This window comes from Bacillus sp. 2B09, assembly GCF_003946835.1.
GTDB classification, from domain to species: domain Bacteria; phylum Bacillota; class Bacilli; order Bacillales; family Bacillaceae; genus Bacillus; species Bacillus altitudinis.
Map to the genome: position 1 here is coordinate 103,491 of NZ_RPSG01000004.1, position 17,042 is coordinate 120,532.

The following is a 17,042-nucleotide window of genomic DNA, read 5'->3' on the forward strand; positions in this document are numbered from 1 at the left end:
GCTTTCTATACTGATCTAAACGTATGTCATTATAGCAAAAGACCATTTCAAGATCAATGAAACCCGAAATGTTTTTACATATCATCTTATTGTTGTGACGATGACAAGTATGATGCATGAAAAAAAGACTGCCAAGCTGGCAGTCTTTCTTGTTTAAATATCTTGTTCTGTGTCGATTTTCGCCGGCTTTTTCAGCTCACGACCTTTCCATATCAGCCAAATTTGTGCCGCAATGTAAAGGGATGAATACACCCCTGTTAATAGGCCGACAAGTAAGGCAATGGAGAAGTTTGTAATAGATGCTGAACCGAAAATGAGAAGTGCAATCACCACTACAAGTACGGTAAGCACGGTGTTCACAGAACGCGTAAAGGTTTGCTGTAAACTTAAATTCACAATGTACGATAAATCTTCGATCGTTTTCGGTTTGCGTTTCTTCATTTGCTCACGCACCCTGTCGAAGGTGACAATCGTGTCATTGATCGAGTACCCAATGACCGTGAGTATCGCTGCAATGAAGGTGACATCCACCTCTAAACGCGTAATGCTAAAGAAGGCAACGATAAAAAATGCGTCGTATAGCAGAGAGACAATGGCTGCAATCGCCATTTTATACTCAAATCGGACGGATACATATAAGATAATCCCGATTGAAGCAATGATGATAGCGTATAATGCGTTACGTGCCAGCTCTTTTCCGACCGTCGGAGACACTGTACTTACGTTAGGCTCCGTTCCGTATTTATCTTTGAAGTAATCTTTCACTTCAGCAATTTTTTCTTTATTCGGAACACCGACAAATCGAGCTGCTGCTTGATTTTCTTTTTGCCCCGATAACACAACACTGTCTGTCTCAAGGTCTAGCTTTTTAAAATCTTGCTCCACCTGTTCTGTTGACAGTTTATGGTCACTTTGAATATCAACTCTAGTACCACTTGCAAAGTCAATACCTGCATTGAGCTTGAAGATCGACAGCACAATGATTCCAGCAATGGTAATGGCTACCGAAAAAATCATAAAGCCTTTACGTTTGCTGACGAAATCCCATTTATCAAATGGTGTTTTCGGTTCAGTATTTTCAGTTGTTTCATGAATATCAATGATGTCTTTCTGACGAACACCAAACCAGCCTTTTCTGCGATCGAGATAACGGCTTTCTACAAGTAAGCCAAGAAGGAATCTTGATAGGAAGACAGCCGTGATAAAGCTTGTCAAAATCGATAGGATAAGCATGGTTGCAAATCCTTTGACAGAGCTTGTTCCAAAGAAGAACAGAACCCCTCCGGCAATAATACTTGTTAAGTTTGCATCAAAGATCGTGGCAAATGATCTGCGGTTACCCGATCTGAAAGCAGAACGGACAGATTTACCGAGCTTGAGCTCTTCTTTAATCCGCTCATACGTAATAATGTTGGCATCGACAGCCATCCCTACCCCAAGAATCAATGCAGCGATTCCAGGCAGTGTCATGACCGCACCCATCCAGTCAAAGACTTGCAGTGTGATATAGATATAAGCTGACAGTGTAATGACAGCAACAAGACCTGGTAATCGGTAATAAAACAGCATGAATAAGAAGATAAATGCGATTCCTACAATTCCTGCGAAGACTGTTTCGTTTAGTGCTTGCTCACCAAACTGTGCACTCACAGATGTTGAATATTTTTCGGTTAATTTTACTGGCAATGCGCCAGCATTTAAAATGCTCGCAAGGTCTTTTGCCTCTTGAACCGTAAAGTTTCCTTCGATTTGTACGTCACTGCTGTTAATTTCTTGGTTTACATTCGGCGCAGATACATACTTATGATTTGATTTAGAGACTTCTTTTTTGAAGGAATCTCCCTTATGATAATCAAGCCAAATGACAAGCTGATTGTTTGGTGCCATCGCCGCTACTTTTTTTGTCACGTCACCAAACTTTTTCGCATCCTTTAGTTTGACCGTCACGATCGGCTCATTCGTTTGATTGAATGTTTGTTTTGCACCATTTTCAACAAGATCAGATCCGTTTAGAAGCTCTTTGTCATTCGTATCTCTGAAGGAAAGCTGTGCTTCAGTCGATAGAATCTCCCGTGCTCTGTTTTGATCTTTTACACCCGCAAGCTGTACGCGGATACGGTTGTTTCCTTCAATCGAAATGTTCGGCTCACTGACCCCAAGCACGTTGGCTCTTCGGTTTAAAGCCTCTACTGTACTGACGAGAACACCATTTGTGATCTTGTCTTCTTTTTTCACTGGGTGTACATCATACAGAACTTCAAATCCACCCTGTAAGTCCAGCCCTAGCGTCATATCTTTCGCAACGGGCTTCGTTAATAAGCCCACACCAGTTCCGATTAACAGAACCACTAAGAAAAACGCAAGTATGCGCCCTTTTTTCATTATGTATTTCCTCCTTAAACACCTGAATCCATTTAGATGGCTTATTTCAACAGTTCGTCCAGCATATTCTTGCCATCTTCACTGTCCAAAAAAGCAGACGTTTTAAACGACTGAACGGTTGCATAGTTCATAAATTCGCCAATTTTCACAGATAAAATATCTGCAACCATTTCATGAATCGGATACTCTTGTTTTTTCTTCCACTTCTTATTCTCTAAGTATGACCATAATTCCTCTAAATCTACATCTTTATAGCCCAAAACGATGAATTCTTCAAGCTTACTGAACAGAAAAGGCTTTAGATGGTCTTTGTATATAGCAGCCGGATGTTGTGTCAATGTGAGGCTCCCCCTTTTCAGTTTTTTATCGAGAGACTTGTCATGCTTGGACGATATACACGCATATCTTATTGTATATGATTCTATGTCGTTTGAGAAGGCAGGTGATCTGTGATTTGACGAAGCAAACGTTTTTAAAAGGGACGATTATTTTAATTTTAGCAGGTTTTATTACAAGAATATTGGGTTTTGTCAATCGAATTGTGATTGCAAGGTTCATTGGTGAAGAAGGCGTAGGGCTTTATATGATGGCAGCGCCTACCTTTTTTCTCGCCGTGACGCTAACTCAATTCGGACTTCCTGTTGCGATTAGTAAGCTAGTCGCAGAAGCAGAAGCCCGTGGTGACAAACAGAAAACAAAACGCATTCTAGTGATGTCCCTTGCGATAACAGGAACACTCAGCCTGATTTTCACGCCCCTCTTTTTATGGTTTGCCCCTATTATGGCGGAAAATATGCTGACAGATCCTAGAACGGTCTATCCTCTGCTTGCCATTACACCAGTCGTACCCGTTATTGCAATCTCAAGTGTGTTAAGGGGCTATTTCCAAGGAAGACAGCAAATGAGCCCGCTTGCGATGTCGCAAGTACTAGAACAGGTCGCAAGAATTTCACTCGTGGCAGTATGTACAACAGCGTTCCTGCCTTATGGAATTGAATACGCAGCAGCAGGCGCCATGATTTCATCTGTCATCGGGGAAATGATTTCACTTGCTTACTTACTGATTGCCTTTCGTTATAAAAAGACCATCCGTATCCGAAAACGTTTTTTCAAGGCAATTCATGATGGGAAGGATACGTTTAAGCAGCTCATGAGTATTGCCCTGCCAACGACAGGCAGCCGTTTCATCGGCAATATCTCTTGGTTTTTAGAACCGATTGTCGTCGCGCAAAGCCTTGCGATTGCCGGTTATGCAGCTGTGGAAGCAACAAGGCAGTACGGAGAATTGACGGGACTTGCGCTCACCCTTTTGACACTTCCTAGTTTTATCACGTATTCTCTCTCCACCGCACTAGTTCCAGCGATTAGTGAGGGGATGGAACAGAACAAACGCAAAACGGTCGAATACCGGCTCAAGCAGGCGATGCGCCTTTGTTTATTAAGCGGGGGCATTTCATGTATTATCCTTTTTGTGTATGCAGAAAATTTAACCCTCTTCATGTATGGTTCATCTCATGCCGCTGTCTATGTAAAATTCATGGCCCCCTTCTTTTTGCTCTATTACTTTCAAGGACCGCTGCAGGCTGTCCTTCAAGCATTAAATTTAGCGGGGGCAGCGATGACCAACAGTTTGATAGGAGCTGTTGTGAAAACAGGCATGATCTTTGTTCTTGCTTCACAGCCAAGCTTTGGCATTATGGGCGCAGCGCTTGCGATCCTCATCGGCATCGTTCTTGTCACGTTGCTCCATGCGGCAACTGTCGGTAAAGTACTGCCTATTCATTTACCATTAAAAGAATATGGACTTTGCGTCCTTGTGATCATCGGTACTGGGGCGGTCAGCTTATGGATGAAACATCAAGCGAGCGGACTCTTTTCCGCCCCTTTGGAGCTTGTCATGATGATCGTTTTGACGTGCGTGCTGTATGTCATTCTATTAATCTGTCTTGGGCTAGTGAAACGAGAAGAGCTACGCCGCATCCCGTTTATTGGGAAGCTGCTTTAGCTCATTCTTTCTTGATCACTTCATCTTTCAAATCAATATAAAAATCCTTCTGATTAAAGCTACAGTAGGAGATCTGCTCGATGTCATCATAGCCTCTTTTGGCAAGCTCCTTTATCAGCCACTGTTTATCATGGTTGATCTGCTTGAGATGATCATGCTGAACCACACCGTCTGCAATAAGCGGGAGCTCAAGCGCTGCATGTTTGCGCTTGTTTTCTTTTTCAACAACGGCGAGCTTTCCTGAAGGCTCTAAGATGGCATATGAGACATCCTGGATACTATCGATGTTATTTTCTCTTAATTGAATCAGCAAATCATCAAAATTGTATCGCTGTTTTCTCATCGCACCCTCATCTATTTTTCCGTTGATGATGAGCAGGGCTGGCTTACCGTCGAGAAAACGCCGGACACCTTGGAATTTTAGTGACAAATAGGCAAGGGTGATTTGAATGAAGGTTAACAGCAGGATCGGCCATACTGTATGTAACATGTGATCCTCTACTTCTTCTATGGCGAGCACCGCAATTTCAGCGATCATCATAAAAATAACAAGATCTAAAATACTCAGTTCCCCAATCTCCCTTTTGCCCATTAAACGAAAAATAAACCAAATGAGAAAATATAAAATGATCGTTCTCATGGAGATAATTAAGATGTCCTGCATATGATGTAAACCCTCCTTCTCCACCATAGCTTGTGTCAAAACACTTTATTTATGTAGAAAAGAAAGTCTCGGCTTTTATCACGAGAACAAGTCTATTTTTTCTTCTCCGTGAATACATTTTAGTAAAAGACAAGCTTCGGTCAATTGGAGAGGAGACGAATCACATGCAGGAAACGAAACAAATAGGAAAAGGCATTTTATCTGGCTTAATTGCTATTTTTGTCGTGATGATTGTGACAAGCTTACTTGTATCACTGATGCTTACCTTCACAAGTATGCAGGAATCATCGTTTAAATGGATGATCATGATCTTGTCCTTTGCGGCACTTTTTCTAGGAGGAATGATTTCTGGAGGGAAAGCAAAGGAACGAGGCTGGCTCATTGGCGCCATGACCTCTTTTATCTTTTCACTCACTGTCTTTTTATTTCAATATTTAGGGTTTGGAGAAACCTTTTCACCAGAACAATTCATCTATCATGCAGCCTTTTTGGGAATTTGTATGCTAGGGGGAATGATTGGCGTCAATCTTCGGGGCAAATAAAAAAAGAGCGAATGATATCGCTCTTTTTTTATCGCTATGTATTGGAGGATTAGCCTTTGTCAGCTAATTCTCTAATAGCACGTCGGTCGAAAGTTAAACGGTTGTTTTCGCTTGTTTTGATGACCACTTTTGATTCATCAATGTAGTCGATTTCACCGTGTAAACCACCGATTGTGACGATTTTATCGCCTTTTGATAAAGATTGCTGCATCTGACGCACAGCTTTTTGTTGCTTTTGCTGTGGACGGATTAACAAGAAGTAAAGCACAGCAAACATGACAACAATCATAATGATTGAACCCATACCACCATCCATTCTATCTCACCCCTTTCTAAAGCATTGTAAAGCCTTTCGTTTATGCGTTAAAAGTTTTTCGCATTCGGTTTGTTAAAACCATAACGCTCAAAAAACTCTTCTCTAAAATCACCTAAACGATCCTCACGGATAGCTTCTCTCACTTGCTCCATTAATTTTAACAGAAAATGAAGATTATGATAAGTTGTTAATCGAATTCCGAACGTCTCATTTGTACGGATTAAATGTCTAATATAAGCGCGTGTGTAGTTTTTGCATGTGTAGCAGTCACAGTTTTCATCGATTGGTCTGAAATCTCGCTCATATTTAGCATTTTTCACAACAAGGCGTCCTTCACTTGTCATCAGCGTACCGTTTCTTGCAATTCGCGTAGGCAGTACACAGTCAAACATATCGACACCGCGAATCGCACCGTCAATTAATGAATCTGGCGAGCCGACACCCATTAAGTACCTTGGCTTGTCTGCCGGTAAATATGGCGTTGTAAACTCCAGCACACGGTTCATCACATCTTTTGGTTCACCAACAGATAAACCTCCAATGGCGTAGCCTGGGAAATCAAGTGAAACAAGATCTTTTGCACTTTGTTTACGAAGCTCTTCGTATTCTCCGCCCTGCACAATGCCAAACAGCCCTTGATCCTCTGGACGCTGGTGCGCTGTTAAGCAGCGCTCTGCCCATCTGCTTGTCCGCTCTACAGACCGTTTCATATAATCGTACTCTGCTGGGTACGGAGGGCATTCGTCAAATGCCATCATAATATCTGAGCCGAGCGCATTTTGAATCTCCATCGCTTTCTCAGGAGAAAGGAACAACTTATCTCCATTTAAGTGATTACGGAAGTGAACGCCTTCTTCTTCAATTTTTCTAAATTCACTTAAAGAAAACACTTGGAAACCGCCTGAATCTGTTAGAATCGCTCGATCCCAGTTCATAAATTTGTGTAGGCCGCCTGCTTCTTTGACAATGTCATGCCCCGGGCGCAGCCATAGATGATACGTATTGCTTAAAATGATGCCTGCTTCCATTGCTTTTAACTCTTCAGGCGCCATTGTTTTCACTGTAGCCAGTGTACCAACTGGCATAAATACAGGTGTTTCAAAGGAGCCGTGCGGTGTATGAACGCGTCCAAGACGTGCACCTGTTTGTTTGCATGATTTAATGAACTCATAACGTATCGGTAATTGCGACAAAAATGAGCCCTCCTGTCTTTGTTGTATGATGTTATTGAATCAGCATGGCATCGCCAAAACTGAAGAATCGATATTCCTCTTTTACAGCCTCATTGTACGCTTTTAGGACGTGTTCTCGTCCAGCTAATGCACTGACAAGCATAATTAAAGAAGATTTTGGCAAGTGGAAATTCGTGATCATGCCATCAATTGCCTTAAATGTGTAGCCTGGGTAAATAAAAATCGATGTCCAGCCGCTTGACGCTTTGAATTCACCATCATAAGCACTTGCAATGGTTTCAAGCGTTCTTGTCGAAGTTGTTCCGACTGAAATAATCCGTCCGCCTTCTTTGCGCACGCGATTAAGTTCTTCTGCCGTTTCTTCATTCATTTCGTAAAACTCTGCGTGCATTTCATGTTCTTCAATGCGTTCAGCACTGACCGGTCGAAATGTGCCAAGTCCTACATGGAGCGTAATAAACGCAATATGCACTCCTTTTGCTTTCAGTGCATCTAGCAGTTCATTTGTAAAGTGAAGACCGGCAGTAGGCGCAGCAGCCGAACCAACCTCTTTGGAATAAACGGTTTGATAACGCTCACGATCGTCAAGCTGCTCTTTAATGTACGGAGGCAGCGGCATTTCACCTAAGGATTCAAGTACTTCATAAAAAATGCCTGTATACTGAAACTCAACTTTTCTTCCGCCATGTTCCAGTTCTTCTGTACATACCGCTTTTAATCGTCCATCACCAAATGTAATGACTGTTCCGTTTTTCACACGTTTTGCTGGTTTCACGAGCGTTTCCCATTTGTCTCCTTCTTCTTGTTTCAAAAGAAGCAGCTCCACTTTAGCACCCGTATCCTCTTTCGTTCCAAACAGACGTGCAGGCAATACACGTGTATTGTTTAAAACGAGACAATCACCCTTTTGAAAGTAATCTGTGATTTGCGAGAATGTATCATGTGTGATGTCACCTGTTTGTTTATTTAAGACCATCAGTCTTGATGCATCTCGTTTTTCAAGCGGCACTTGTGCAATCAATCTTTCTGGTAAATCAAAATCAAATAGTTCTAACTTCATTTCCTTCACCTATTCTGTAGTTAACTAGTTAACGTTATTTCATCCGTCCGAAGACATTGAGTAAAATGGTTAGGACGATGCTAATGACAATGCATGTAATCACAGGAAAAAAGAACGTTACATTCCCTTTTTTCACGAAAATATCGCCTGGAAGTTTCCCAACCAATTGAAACACTAAACCTGCGGCAAAAAGGACACCACCTAAAATCATCAACATTTTAGGGAATTCAGTCACGAATCGGAACCTCCATATGAAAATGTTCATACGCTTCTCTTGTGACGACCCGCCCTCTTGGTGTTCTTTGCAGAAAACCAATTTGCAGTAAATACGGTTCGTACACATCTTCAATCGTATGTGATTCTTCTCCAATTGTCGCTGAGATCGTATCAAGTCCAACAGGACCGCCTCTAAATTTTTCAATCATACTTAAAAGCAGCTTATGATCGATATGATCAAGTCCGAGTCTGTCAACTTGCAGACGCTCAAGAGCATCTTCTGCAATGTCTTGTGTGATCGCATGATTTCCAAGCACCTGCGCAAAATCTCTTACTCTTCTGAGCAGACGATTGGCGACCCTCGGTGTGCCTCTAGATCTTCTTGCAATCTCTTCAGCTGAACGAATGTCGATCCCAATCTCAAACAGCTCGGCTGTTCTTGCTACAATGTGAGCCAAATCTCTTTGCTCATAGTATTCCAATCTTGCATGAACCCCAAACCTATCACGAAGCGGCGCTGTTAAAAGCCCAACACGGGTTGTAGCACCTACAAGCGTAAATGGCGGTAAATCAAGCCGCACAGAGCGTGCTGTATCTCCTTTTCCAATCACGATATCTAGACAAAAGTCCTCCATCGCTGGATATAGCACTTCCTCTATTGAACGCTGCAAGCGATGAATTTCATCAATAAACAGAACATCGCCAGGTTCAAGAGATGTTAAGATCGCCGCCAAATCGCCAGGGCGTTCAATCGCTGGTCCAGACGTTGTACGCAGCTGAACATTCATTTCATTGGCAATGATCGACGCAAGCGTTGTTTTCCCAAGTCCCGGCGGCCCATATAAAAGAACGTGATCCAGCGTTTCCTGCCTCATTCGGGCAGCTTCAATAAATACGCTGAGATTATCCTTTACTTTCTGCTGGCCAATATATTGACTAAGCGTCTGTGGACGCAGACTTTGCTCAATGGCTGATTCATGGTTGTCTGCTTCAGTTGAGACGAGCCGTTCATCCATGAGACATCACCCTATTTCAACATTTTTTGTAAAGCTTTTTTCACATATTGATCGGTTGTAAGATTCTTCTCTTCTTTTAATAAAGGAAGAACCTTTTTGATTTCACGATCACCATACCCAAGGACACTTAAGGCTTCAACCGCTTCATCTAAAGCGCTTTGCTGCGTTTCAATCTGGATATGATCCTCGTGGTTAAATAAGTTTCCTATCATTTCAGGCACCACATCTGCGAGCTTCCCTTTCAGATCTAGAATGATCTGTCGTGCTGTTTTTTTGCCAACACCCGGGAATTTAATGAGAAAAGCTTCATCCTCTCGTTCGATCGCTGAAATGACAGCGCCAGGGTCACCGGAAGCAAGAATCGCAAGCGCACCCTTCGGTCCAATCCCTGTGACATTTAACAGTTTTGTGAACAACGCTTTTTCTTCTCGTGTTTGGAATCCATATAACGAAAAAGCGTCTTCCTTTATGTAATGATACGTATAAATCGTTTCTTGTTTTGTTACTCGATAGATAAACGGATTTGGGGTATAGACTTGATATCCCACTCCGCCGTTTTCAATGACAACATATTGCGGGCACACATAATCAATGGTCCCTTTTACAAACTCTATCACCGTTTTCACCTCTTTGACTGTTCTCCATTGTAACATAAATCGAAGAGAAAACCGTAATAAAAGTTAACATACGTTCGCTCAGCCTTTTTTCATCGTCAACCCATGAAAAAGAGCTTGCGGTCTTCACACCAGCAAGCTGTCATACGATTAAAACGATTGTTCATTTCGGTAAGGTTTCATGACTTCAAGCACATGCTCAAATTCATCTTTTGTTCGAAACGGAATGCCTTGTGCAAGCTGCTGCTCTACATGACTTTCCAAGCGGGACGTATCAATTTGAAAAAAGAGATGAATAGGCTCCGCCCACCCGTCAGGCCTTCCATGAAACGTAGAAATCACGCCGTCTTCTGATAATCCGATATATCCATTTGCTTTACTCAAAGGCGATATATCGTCAATTTGCTTTCTAAAAAGGGCAAAATCCTCTCGCTGTTCTACCAATGTCCAGCCCTTATACTGGGCCCAAAATGTGTCTTTGTCTTCTAATGATGCCCGCTGTCTTTCAATACTTACATCGCCGTCTAGATAGACCTTTTCAAGCTGAACGTTGATGGTTTTTGACTCTTTTTGCAAGTGTTCTGCTGCTTCCATATCAACAGCGAAAAAGAGTACACTTGTCATGATAAGTCCTGTAACGAAATACTTTATTTTCACTTTCACTATTTACACCTCTTTAGAACATAAGATCGATGCATGACATATGTAGTTTGACCCATTTTGCTCCACATTAACCAAATCGATGTCTTGACACATATTGAGCGTCTTTCGTTGTATCCTTCGTGCGTAAATGTTATGTTTTATACAATCCATTGCTCTACCGAATTACATGGTTTTTTCATCATTCGTTTTTCAGCCGCATAAACTGAAACCAAAGAAGGTGAAGTCAATGTCAGATGTCAAAAGATTAGCCGAATCGATTCAGTATCAAGAAGAAAAGCGTTTTAATAAGCTCGTCTTTAAACCGGCTGAGCTTGAGCTGTGCGGCAAAGGAAGAAGTGCCTATGTATTTTCATACAAAAAAGACGACAAGAAAATGGCGTTAAAAGTCTTTTTTCCTTCTTATCGAAACATCGCCCGCAAAGAGGCTGCAATTTATGAAAAACTTTCCGGCTCCTCCTATTATCCTGAGATTTACGAGTCTGGGGATCAGTATATTTTAATGGAATATATTAAAGGTTATACTTTCTATGAATGCCTGACAAAAGGAATTCCGATCAAAAAACAAATGATTGAACAAGTAGATGATGCGCTGGAAGAAGCACGCGCGAAAGGTTTAAATCCTTCTGATATTCATCTGCGAAATTTAATTTTAACAAAGGATGGCCGCGTCAGGGTCATTGACGTCGCCCGCTTCACGCAAACGAAAACATGTCATCAATGGGATGATTTAAAAGCTGCATACGCCTATTATCAAAAACCTTTTTTCCCTAAAAAAGCGCCGCGTCTGTGGCTTGAAGTGATTGCCTATTTGTATAAGAAAAACTGGCTGTCTCGAGGTCAGCTGAACAATCGAAATGATTTTACTGCATAATGAAAGCCGCTCTTTTCGAGCGGCTTTTAGTTTTATTCTGTTTCTACATGGATACTATTCACATTTAATAGGTTAATGATTTCATTATTCAGCTTAAACCAATGATTGGCTTCCTCAATTTTTTTATACACATCATAGGTGGCTGGACGTTTCAGCTCGAAATCGAGCACTTCCCCATTGTTCATATGAAATGTTACCTTAAATACTTTCATCATAAGATCACCTTCCACTCTGTCTTGTTCACTAACCGAATCGGTCAGCTCTTTTCATTCATTCTCTATTCAATCCGTTTCCCCTGCTTCTTTCCTTCTAAACACAAGAAGTTTAAATTTTGTTTAAATTCGCACAACATATCTATCTATATACTCTTCAAAAGAAGTATATTGAATGAAAAGGAGGCTGTCTTTATGAAACAAAAGAAAAAACGAACATCTCCAGAGAGACAAACAGTTCTATTTCATTTAACAGATGCCCTCATCCCAAGTATTGAAACGATGGCGATTGCAGTAAGAGCATTTTTCCACCTCGTGAGAAAAGCCATTTCAGCCGTTTTATAAAACCCCGCACTAGAGGAGTGCGAGGTTTTTTTTAGGATTGATAGATTTGACTGCCTTGATTGATAAACTCTTTTGCCTTCTTCTCCATCTCTCTTTTCACTTCTTCTGATTGGTTGCGGATGTCATGGGATATTTTCATACTGCAAAACTTTGGTCCACACATGGAACAGAAATGAGCGGTTTTAGCACCTTCAGCAGGCAATGTTTCATCATGGAATGCCAGCGCTCGTTCTGGGTCAAGTGACAGGTGAAATTGATCCCGCCATCTGAATTCAAATCTCGCTTTTGATAAGGCATCATCACGCTTTTGAGCAGCAGGATGTCCTTTTGCTACATCAGCTGCATGTGCGGCAATTTTATAGGCGATGACGCCTTCTCTTACATCTTCTTTGTTCGGCAGACCTAAATGCTCTTTTGGTGTCACATAGCACAGCATGGCTGTTCCGTACCAGCCGATCATCGCCGCACCGATCGCGGATGTAATATGATCATATCCCGGTGCAATATCTGTTGTTAGAGGGCCTAACGTATAAAAAGGTGCCTCTTTGCATATCTCCATCTGCTTATCGACATTCTCTTTGATTTTATCCATTGGAACATGACCAGGTCCTTCAATCATGACCTGTACATCATGTTTCCAAGCGATCTCTGTCAATTCCCCTAACGTTTCGAGTTCTGCAAACTGCGCTTCGTCATTTGCGTCCGCAATGGATCCAGGTCTGAGCCCGTCCCCAAGCGAAAAGGCAATGTCATATGTTTTCATAATTTCACAAATTTCTTCAAAATGGGTATAAAGAAAGTTCTCTTGATGATGAGCGAGACACCATCTTGCCATAATGGCTCCGCCTCTTGAAACAATTCCTGTGACCCGGTCGACTGTGAGCGGAATATACCTTAACAGGACGCCCGCATGAATGGTGAAGTAGTCAACCCCTTGCTCTGCCTGTTCAATTAATGTGTCTCGGTATACTTCCCACGTCAAATTTTCTGCGATTCCATTCACTTTTTCAAGTGCCTGATAAATTGGGACAGTTCCTACTGGGACTGGGCAATTGCGGATAATCCATTCTCTCGTTGTATGAATGTCCTTTCCTGTAGACAGGTCCATCATCGTATCTGCCCCCCATCTAATTGCCCATGTCATCTTCTCCACCTCTTCTTCAATGGACGACGTCACAGCTGAATTGCCAATATTCGCATTAATTTTCACGTGAAAATTCTTTCCGATGATCATCGGCTCACTTTCAGAATGGTTGATATTCGCTGGAATGACCGCTCTCCCACTAGCCACTTCCTCTCTAACAAACTCAGGACTTAGCTGTTCTCTCAAAGCGATAAACTCCATTTCAGGCGTAATGATGCCCTTTTTTGCATAATGCATTTGCGTCACACAAGCACCTTGTTTCCCGCGGAGCGGCACATGATGAAAATCTGTATGGGCAGCTTGAAAGGATTCTTTCCCATTCAAGCGATATCCATTATCTTCTGGCTTTACTTGACGCCCTTCATAGCTTTCAGTATCTTCTCTTTCCTTAATCCATGCTGATCTCAGGCGCTTTAATCCCTTTGTGACATCAATATGAGCCTCCGCATCTGTATACGGTCCACTTGTATCGTACACACGAATCGGTTCATTTTCGATATCACCTGCTTGTGTCACTGTATTTGTGAGCACGATTTCTCTTTTTGGCACCAAAATGTCAGGTCTTGAGCCTTGTTCATATACCTTTCGACTGCCTTCAAAGTTTGATAATAAAGATTGCGTTGATGGAACATTTGTCTTTTCATTCATTTGCTGTTCTCTCCTTCTTTTCGTGTGACCGGTCAGGATGGAATCAGCACCAGCAAAAAACCAGATTCTATGTAAAGAACCTGGTTTCGTCGTCAGAAAAAAACATGTATGCCATTCATATGGCACATGTATCATCTTCAACTTCCCCACGCTGGTACGAGCCAGATCAGGTCCAAAGGGTTAAGAAGCTTGTCTTCTCTCTCAGCCCGCATTTCCGGGCACCCCTAGTCACTTATATTGATTTCCACAACAGTGTAGCATAGCTGAGAAATGAAAAAAAGAAGTTTTAGGAAAATAGTTCCTTTCCCCTACAATGAATACACGATCTTCACGATATACATTTTTCTATACACGATTTATCTCTCTCATTTCGATTAAATAAGAAATAATCATTGATCCTTTTCTCCTAATATGTATAATTAATCTAAACGGAGAATTTTTATACAAACATGATTCAAAGGAAGTTCTAGTCGATTGCAAACATTTCTTACATTTATCGTCGTTGGATTCTCAATTGCTCTACCTGTTGGAGCGATCACGGTTGAAATGACAAAGCAGGGATTAAAAAACGGATTCTTTCATGGATTAACTGTAGGCGCTGGTGGTATGACCATCGATATATTGCTCATCTTGGCTTTATATGCTGGATTTGCTCAATTTTTATCTTTGCCCTTTATCCAAATTCCTCTCTGGCTGATCGGTGCCATCTTTTTAATGATTCTTGCCTACGATTCGATTAAAAATGCGGATCAAGACATCCATTTAGCAGGAGAAAAAGTGAATAAATCATTCGCTAAAACATACCGAAATGGGCTGCTCGTCGCGGTATCACCTGGAAACCTTGTGTTCTGGGTATCTGTGTTTGGTGCTGTACTGGCAGATGCTTATACGAATACAAATTCATCTGAATTTATATTGGCTGCTGCGGGTATTTTGGCAGGGATTCTTCTTCATGACATCGGTCTTCTCACGATTGTTTCCCTAACAAGAAAAGTGATGAATCGAACAATGATTAAGTGGACATCCATTGTTGCCGGTATTTTATTACTTGGATTTGGCTGTTATTTCTTTTATGAATTTTATATCGGGATCAAAGTTTATTTTTAAAGAAAGGCTAAAGTTCATCATGAACTTTAGCCTTTTTTATTCCAGCTTAACGGGTCATGCCTGTCTGACCTGTTTCAAATTGCGTTTTTCTCATATCTCTGAAGCGTGTAAATGCGCCTTCGTCTTTAATGACTTGGACAGCTCTTCCATCTGCATAACGAGTCGCTGCTTCTTCTACTTGTGATACACCCTCTGATGTCAAGCGCCCATCTGTTTTAAGAGCAATATACACATTTTCATCCGTCACCATGACTTGTGAGTCTGTCACATGGTTCATTTTGTTCACTCGGTTGGCGATTTTTCTTGAACGCTGGATGTTCTCTTGTTTATCGTAGCCAGAGAACGACATTTGGTTATGATAGTTCATATCTCCATGACTGTAGCGTCCATCTCCACCAGTAAGTGGCATTCTCACTTGATCCTGTGTAGGGCGTGAACGATCATCAACATTCGTTGTATTTCTTCCATTCATTCCCTCCATAAGCTCAGAAACCGGTCCTTGATGATCTTGGTTGTTGTCTGTTGCCTGTTGATTGGAGTGGTATCCAACTGGCTGGCCTGATTGATTATGACGTGTATCTACACCCGCATTGTTATTTGTACCACATGCCGTTAATCCAATAGGTAGAAGCACTAAGGCGATTGCTTTTTGCCATTTTTGTCTCAAACGAAAAACCCCCTGTACAAATTGAATCTCATGAGCGCAAAACATGCTCTGTTTTAGCATGTACAGTTGAGGACAAAAACAAGCTGTCAGTTATAAACAAAAAAAGGAACGATTGAGATCGTCCCTTGTGACATTAATCTTCTTCGTTTTCTTCTGGTCTTGCAAAAACAGATGGGTTTTGATAAGGCTGCTGCATATAAGGCTGTGCTGGATAAGCACCCATTTGACCATATGGAACAGGGTTTGGATAATGTCCAGGCCATGGTTGATGATGCTTCATCCCATCATCGCATCCGCAGTCTTCCTTGCCATATGCTTCATTTGGAGCGTTTGGATAAAAGCCTTGATTGGCATTGGCATTCGCATTCGCTCCTGCATTTGGATGCATATGGTGGTGCCAGTGATGCCCATCGTTTGCATGATGCTCGTGATTTTCACCGTAATAAGCTGGTGCTTGATACGCAGGGTAATACGGCTGAGCCGCCGGATAAGGGTACGGCATCATGTGATGGTGATAATACGGCTGTACCGGATAACAAAGGCCTGATCCCGGTAATATAGGAGAAGCGGGTACCATTTGCTGCGGATATGGATACATTGCTGGCATGTAATGACCATAACCATAATAAGGATCATATGATTCTTGATGATGGTGGTGATGCTCTTTATTTTCAGCCATGCCCCCTACTGCTGCCCCTCCAACATTCGGCATTTGCGGGAAATTAGGAAGGTTTGGGTAATTACTATGCTCCATATCTTTTCCCTCCTCTTTTTGATGTGGGATATGAATGAATGGATCATATCCCTTTGCCACTTCATCTTTGAAATGATCCTTATTTTCATGATGAAAATGGTCCTTGTGATCTTTATGATCCTTTTTCTCATGAACATGATCTTTCTTTTCATGAACGTGATCTTTTTTCTCATGATGTTCTTTTTTGGGAGGAGGCGTGAATGGCTGGTAGAGATTCGTCTGATAATAGTTTACATCAACTTGTGGAAAAACTGGCTGTTCAATCTTTGGTACTGGTGGCACATAAGGTACCGGTTCATTCGGCTTTTCCTTCGGCTTCGTATCTTGAACTTGCACGACATCCTTTGGCTTTTCTTTTACATACGGGTGTTCTTTTGCTTTTGGCATTTCTTTTGCTTTGTGATGATCGGTTTTGACAGGAACACCACTAGATGGAATTTTGATTTTCATTCCTGGCATGATCAAATCTGGATTACTGAGCTGCGAATTTAATTTTTTCAATTCTTGAAAGTCGACTCCGTACTTCTTTGAAATTTTCCAAAGGGAGTCTCCTTTTTGCACAATATGAATTTTCAACGTTTTCCCCTCCTATGCAAAACGTGAACGTAGCGGTTATGTCAGAA

19 protein-coding genes and 1 riboswitch are annotated in these 17,042 nt (G+C 41.7%); of the genes, 5 read left to right on the forward strand and 14 right to left on the reverse strand.

Annotated elements, in window-relative coordinates; genetic code table 11:
* Positions 1-153: 153 nt before the first annotated feature.
* Together secDF and EBQ12_RS10030 are read right to left on the reverse strand one after the other, a co-directional pair.
* The gene (secDF, locus tag EBQ12_RS10025) at positions 154-2,382 is read right to left on the reverse strand and encodes a protein translocase subunit SecDF (RefSeq protein WP_125589879.1); all 2,229 of its coding nucleotides are present in this window, start codon (positions 2,380-2,382) and stop codon (positions 154-156) included.
* A gap of 41 nt (positions 2,383-2,423) precedes the next feature.
* Positions 2,424-2,720 carry a post-transcriptional regulator gene (locus EBQ12_RS10030; protein ID WP_003216788.1) on the reverse strand — a complete coding sequence of 99 codons (297 nt, stop codon included), beginning with the start codon at positions 2,718-2,720 and terminating at the stop codon, positions 2,424-2,426.
* A gap of 116 nt (positions 2,721-2,836) precedes the next feature.
* Between EBQ12_RS10030 and spoVB the strand changes: the two genes are divergently transcribed.
* Complete coding sequence (gene spoVB / locus EBQ12_RS10035) at positions 2,837-4,387, forward strand: stage V sporulation protein B (protein ID WP_008342741.1); 1,551 nt, start codon at positions 2,837-2,839, stop codon at positions 4,385-4,387.
* Position 4,388: 1 nt separating this feature from the next.
* Here spoVB and EBQ12_RS10040 read toward each other — a convergent pair whose 3' ends face one another.
* Positions 4,389-5,051, reverse strand: a complete 663-nt coding sequence (locus EBQ12_RS10040; protein ID WP_125589881.1) for a DUF421 domain-containing protein — start codon at positions 5,049-5,051, stop codon at positions 4,389-4,391.
* Positions 5,052-5,215: 164 nt separating this feature from the next.
* Here EBQ12_RS10040 and EBQ12_RS10045 point away from each other — a divergent pair, with 164 nt between their 5' ends.
* Positions 5,216-5,593 carry a TIGR04086 family membrane protein gene (locus EBQ12_RS10045; protein WP_007501492.1) on the forward strand — a complete coding sequence of 126 codons (378 nt, stop codon included), beginning with the start codon at positions 5,216-5,218 and terminating at the stop codon, positions 5,591-5,593.
* Between the two features lie 49 nt (positions 5,594-5,642).
* Here the strand turns inward: EBQ12_RS10045 and yajC are convergent, their stop codons facing one another.
* From yajC to EBQ12_RS10080, 7 genes are all read right to left on the reverse strand, one after another.
* Positions 5,643-5,909, reverse strand: a complete 267-nt coding sequence (yajC, locus tag EBQ12_RS10050; protein WP_003216659.1) for a preprotein translocase subunit YajC — start codon at positions 5,907-5,909, stop codon at positions 5,643-5,645.
* 47 nt (positions 5,910-5,956) lie between these two features.
* Positions 5,957-7,102 (reverse strand): tRNA guanosine(34) transglycosylase Tgt, encoded by a 1,146-nt coding sequence (gene tgt, locus EBQ12_RS10055; RefSeq protein WP_007501495.1) that lies wholly within the window; start codon positions 7,100-7,102, stop codon positions 5,957-5,959.
* Positions 7,103-7,133: 31 nt separating this feature from the next.
* Positions 7,134-8,162 carry a tRNA preQ1(34) S-adenosylmethionine ribosyltransferase-isomerase QueA gene (queA, locus tag EBQ12_RS10060; protein WP_007501498.1) on the reverse strand — a complete coding sequence of 343 codons (1,029 nt, stop codon included), beginning with the start codon at positions 8,160-8,162 and terminating at the stop codon, positions 7,134-7,136.
* Between the two features lie 34 nt (positions 8,163-8,196).
* Positions 8,197-8,397: a DUF2905 domain-containing protein gene (locus EBQ12_RS10065; RefSeq protein ID WP_008342752.1), complete on the reverse strand. Its 201-nt coding sequence runs from the start codon at positions 8,395-8,397 to the stop codon at positions 8,197-8,199.
* Positions 8,390-9,394 (reverse strand): Holliday junction branch migration DNA helicase RuvB, encoded by a 1,005-nt coding sequence (ruvB, locus tag EBQ12_RS10070; protein WP_007501501.1) that lies wholly within the window; start codon positions 9,392-9,394, stop codon positions 8,390-8,392. Before ruvB ends, EBQ12_RS10065 begins: the two co-directional genes overlap by 8 nt.
* Before the next feature lie 11 nt (positions 9,395-9,405).
* Positions 9,406-10,011 (reverse strand): Holliday junction branch migration protein RuvA, encoded by a 606-nt coding sequence (gene ruvA / locus EBQ12_RS10075; protein WP_017358123.1) that lies wholly within the window; start codon positions 10,009-10,011, stop codon positions 9,406-9,408.
* A gap of 147 nt (positions 10,012-10,158) precedes the next feature.
* Positions 10,159-10,671: an intercompartmental signaling factor BofC gene (locus EBQ12_RS10080; RefSeq protein WP_008342756.1), complete on the reverse strand. Its 513-nt coding sequence runs from the start codon at positions 10,669-10,671 to the stop codon at positions 10,159-10,161.
* A gap of 226 nt (positions 10,672-10,897) precedes the next feature.
* On the opposite strand from EBQ12_RS10080, the gene EBQ12_RS10085 reads away from it, so the two are divergent.
* Entirely contained in the window at positions 10,898-11,542 is a 645-nt protein-coding gene (locus EBQ12_RS10085; protein ID WP_035701731.1) for a serine/threonine protein kinase, read from the forward strand.
* Positions 11,543-11,574: 32 nt separating this feature from the next.
* Here EBQ12_RS10085 and EBQ12_RS10090 read toward each other — a convergent pair whose 3' ends face one another.
* Positions 11,575-11,757, reverse strand: a complete 183-nt coding sequence (locus tag EBQ12_RS10090) for a hypothetical protein (protein ID WP_008342761.1) — start codon at positions 11,755-11,757, stop codon at positions 11,575-11,577.
* A gap of 192 nt (positions 11,758-11,949) precedes the next feature.
* Between EBQ12_RS10090 and EBQ12_RS19370 the strand changes: the two genes are divergently transcribed.
* A complete protein-coding gene (locus EBQ12_RS19370; RefSeq protein WP_162835670.1) occupies positions 11,950-12,099 on the forward strand; it encodes a hypothetical protein in 150 nt (49 codons plus the stop codon).
* A 31-nt stretch (positions 12,100-12,130) separates the two neighbouring features.
* On the opposite strand, the gene thiC is transcribed toward EBQ12_RS19370, so the two are convergent.
* Positions 12,131-13,891 carry a phosphomethylpyrimidine synthase ThiC gene (thiC, locus tag EBQ12_RS10095; RefSeq protein WP_125589883.1) on the reverse strand — a complete coding sequence of 587 codons (1,761 nt, stop codon included), beginning with the start codon at positions 13,889-13,891 and terminating at the stop codon, positions 12,131-12,133.
* 126 nt (positions 13,892-14,017) lie between these two features.
* A riboswitch (TPP riboswitch) is annotated at positions 14,018-14,127 on the reverse strand.
* 238 nt (positions 14,128-14,365) lie between these two features.
* Here thiC and EBQ12_RS10100 point away from each other — a divergent pair.
* On the forward strand, positions 14,366-14,998 hold the full coding sequence (locus tag EBQ12_RS10100; protein ID WP_025207714.1) for a LysE family transporter: 633 nt from the start codon (positions 14,366-14,368) through the stop codon (positions 14,996-14,998).
* Positions 14,999-15,044: 46 nt separating this feature from the next.
* Here the strand turns inward: EBQ12_RS10100 and EBQ12_RS10105 are convergent, their stop codons facing one another.
* Positions 15,045-15,665, reverse strand: coding sequence for a YhcN/YlaJ family sporulation lipoprotein (locus tag EBQ12_RS10105; RefSeq protein ID WP_125589885.1), 621 nt, complete (start codon positions 15,663-15,665; stop codon positions 15,045-15,047).
* A gap of 133 nt (positions 15,666-15,798) precedes the next feature.
* Positions 15,799-16,995: a SafA/ExsA family spore coat assembly protein gene (gene safA, locus EBQ12_RS10110; protein WP_125589887.1), complete on the reverse strand. Its 1,197-nt coding sequence runs from the start codon at positions 16,993-16,995 to the stop codon at positions 15,799-15,801.
* Between the last annotated feature and the right edge of the window lie 47 nt (positions 16,996-17,042).

Coding starts and splice junctions, on each gene's coding strand:
- secDF (WP_125589879.1), bottom strand. CDS start 2,382: ATGAAAAAAGGGCGCATACTTGCGTTTTTCTTAGTGGTTCTGTTAATC.
- EBQ12_RS10040 (WP_125589881.1), bottom strand. CDS start 5,051: ATGCAGGACATCTTAATTATCTCCATGAGAACGATCATTTTATATTTT.
- EBQ12_RS10045 (WP_007501492.1), top strand. CDS start 5,216: ATGCAGGAAACGAAACAAATAGGAAAAGGCATTTTATCTGGCTTAATT.
- yajC (WP_003216659.1), bottom strand. CDS start 5,909: ATGGATGGTGGTATGGGTTCAATCATTATGATTGTTGTCATGTTTGCT.
- queA (WP_007501498.1), bottom strand. CDS start 8,162: ATGAAGTTAGAACTATTTGATTTTGATTTACCAGAAAGATTGATTGCA.
- ruvB (WP_007501501.1), bottom strand. CDS start 9,394: ATGGATGAACGGCTCGTCTCAACTGAAGCAGACAACCATGAATCAGCC.
- EBQ12_RS10085 (WP_035701731.1), top strand. CDS start 10,898: ATGTCAGATGTCAAAAGATTAGCCGAATCGATTCAGTATCAAGAAGAA.
- EBQ12_RS10090 (WP_008342761.1), bottom strand. CDS start 11,757: ATGATGAAAGTATTTAAGGTAACATTTCATATGAACAATGGGGAAGTG.
- EBQ12_RS19370 (WP_162835670.1), top strand. CDS start 11,950: ATGAAACAAAAGAAAAAACGAACATCTCCAGAGAGACAAACAGTTCTA.
- thiC (WP_125589883.1), bottom strand. CDS start 13,891: ATGAATGAAAAGACAAATGTTCCATCAACGCAATCTTTATTATCAAAC.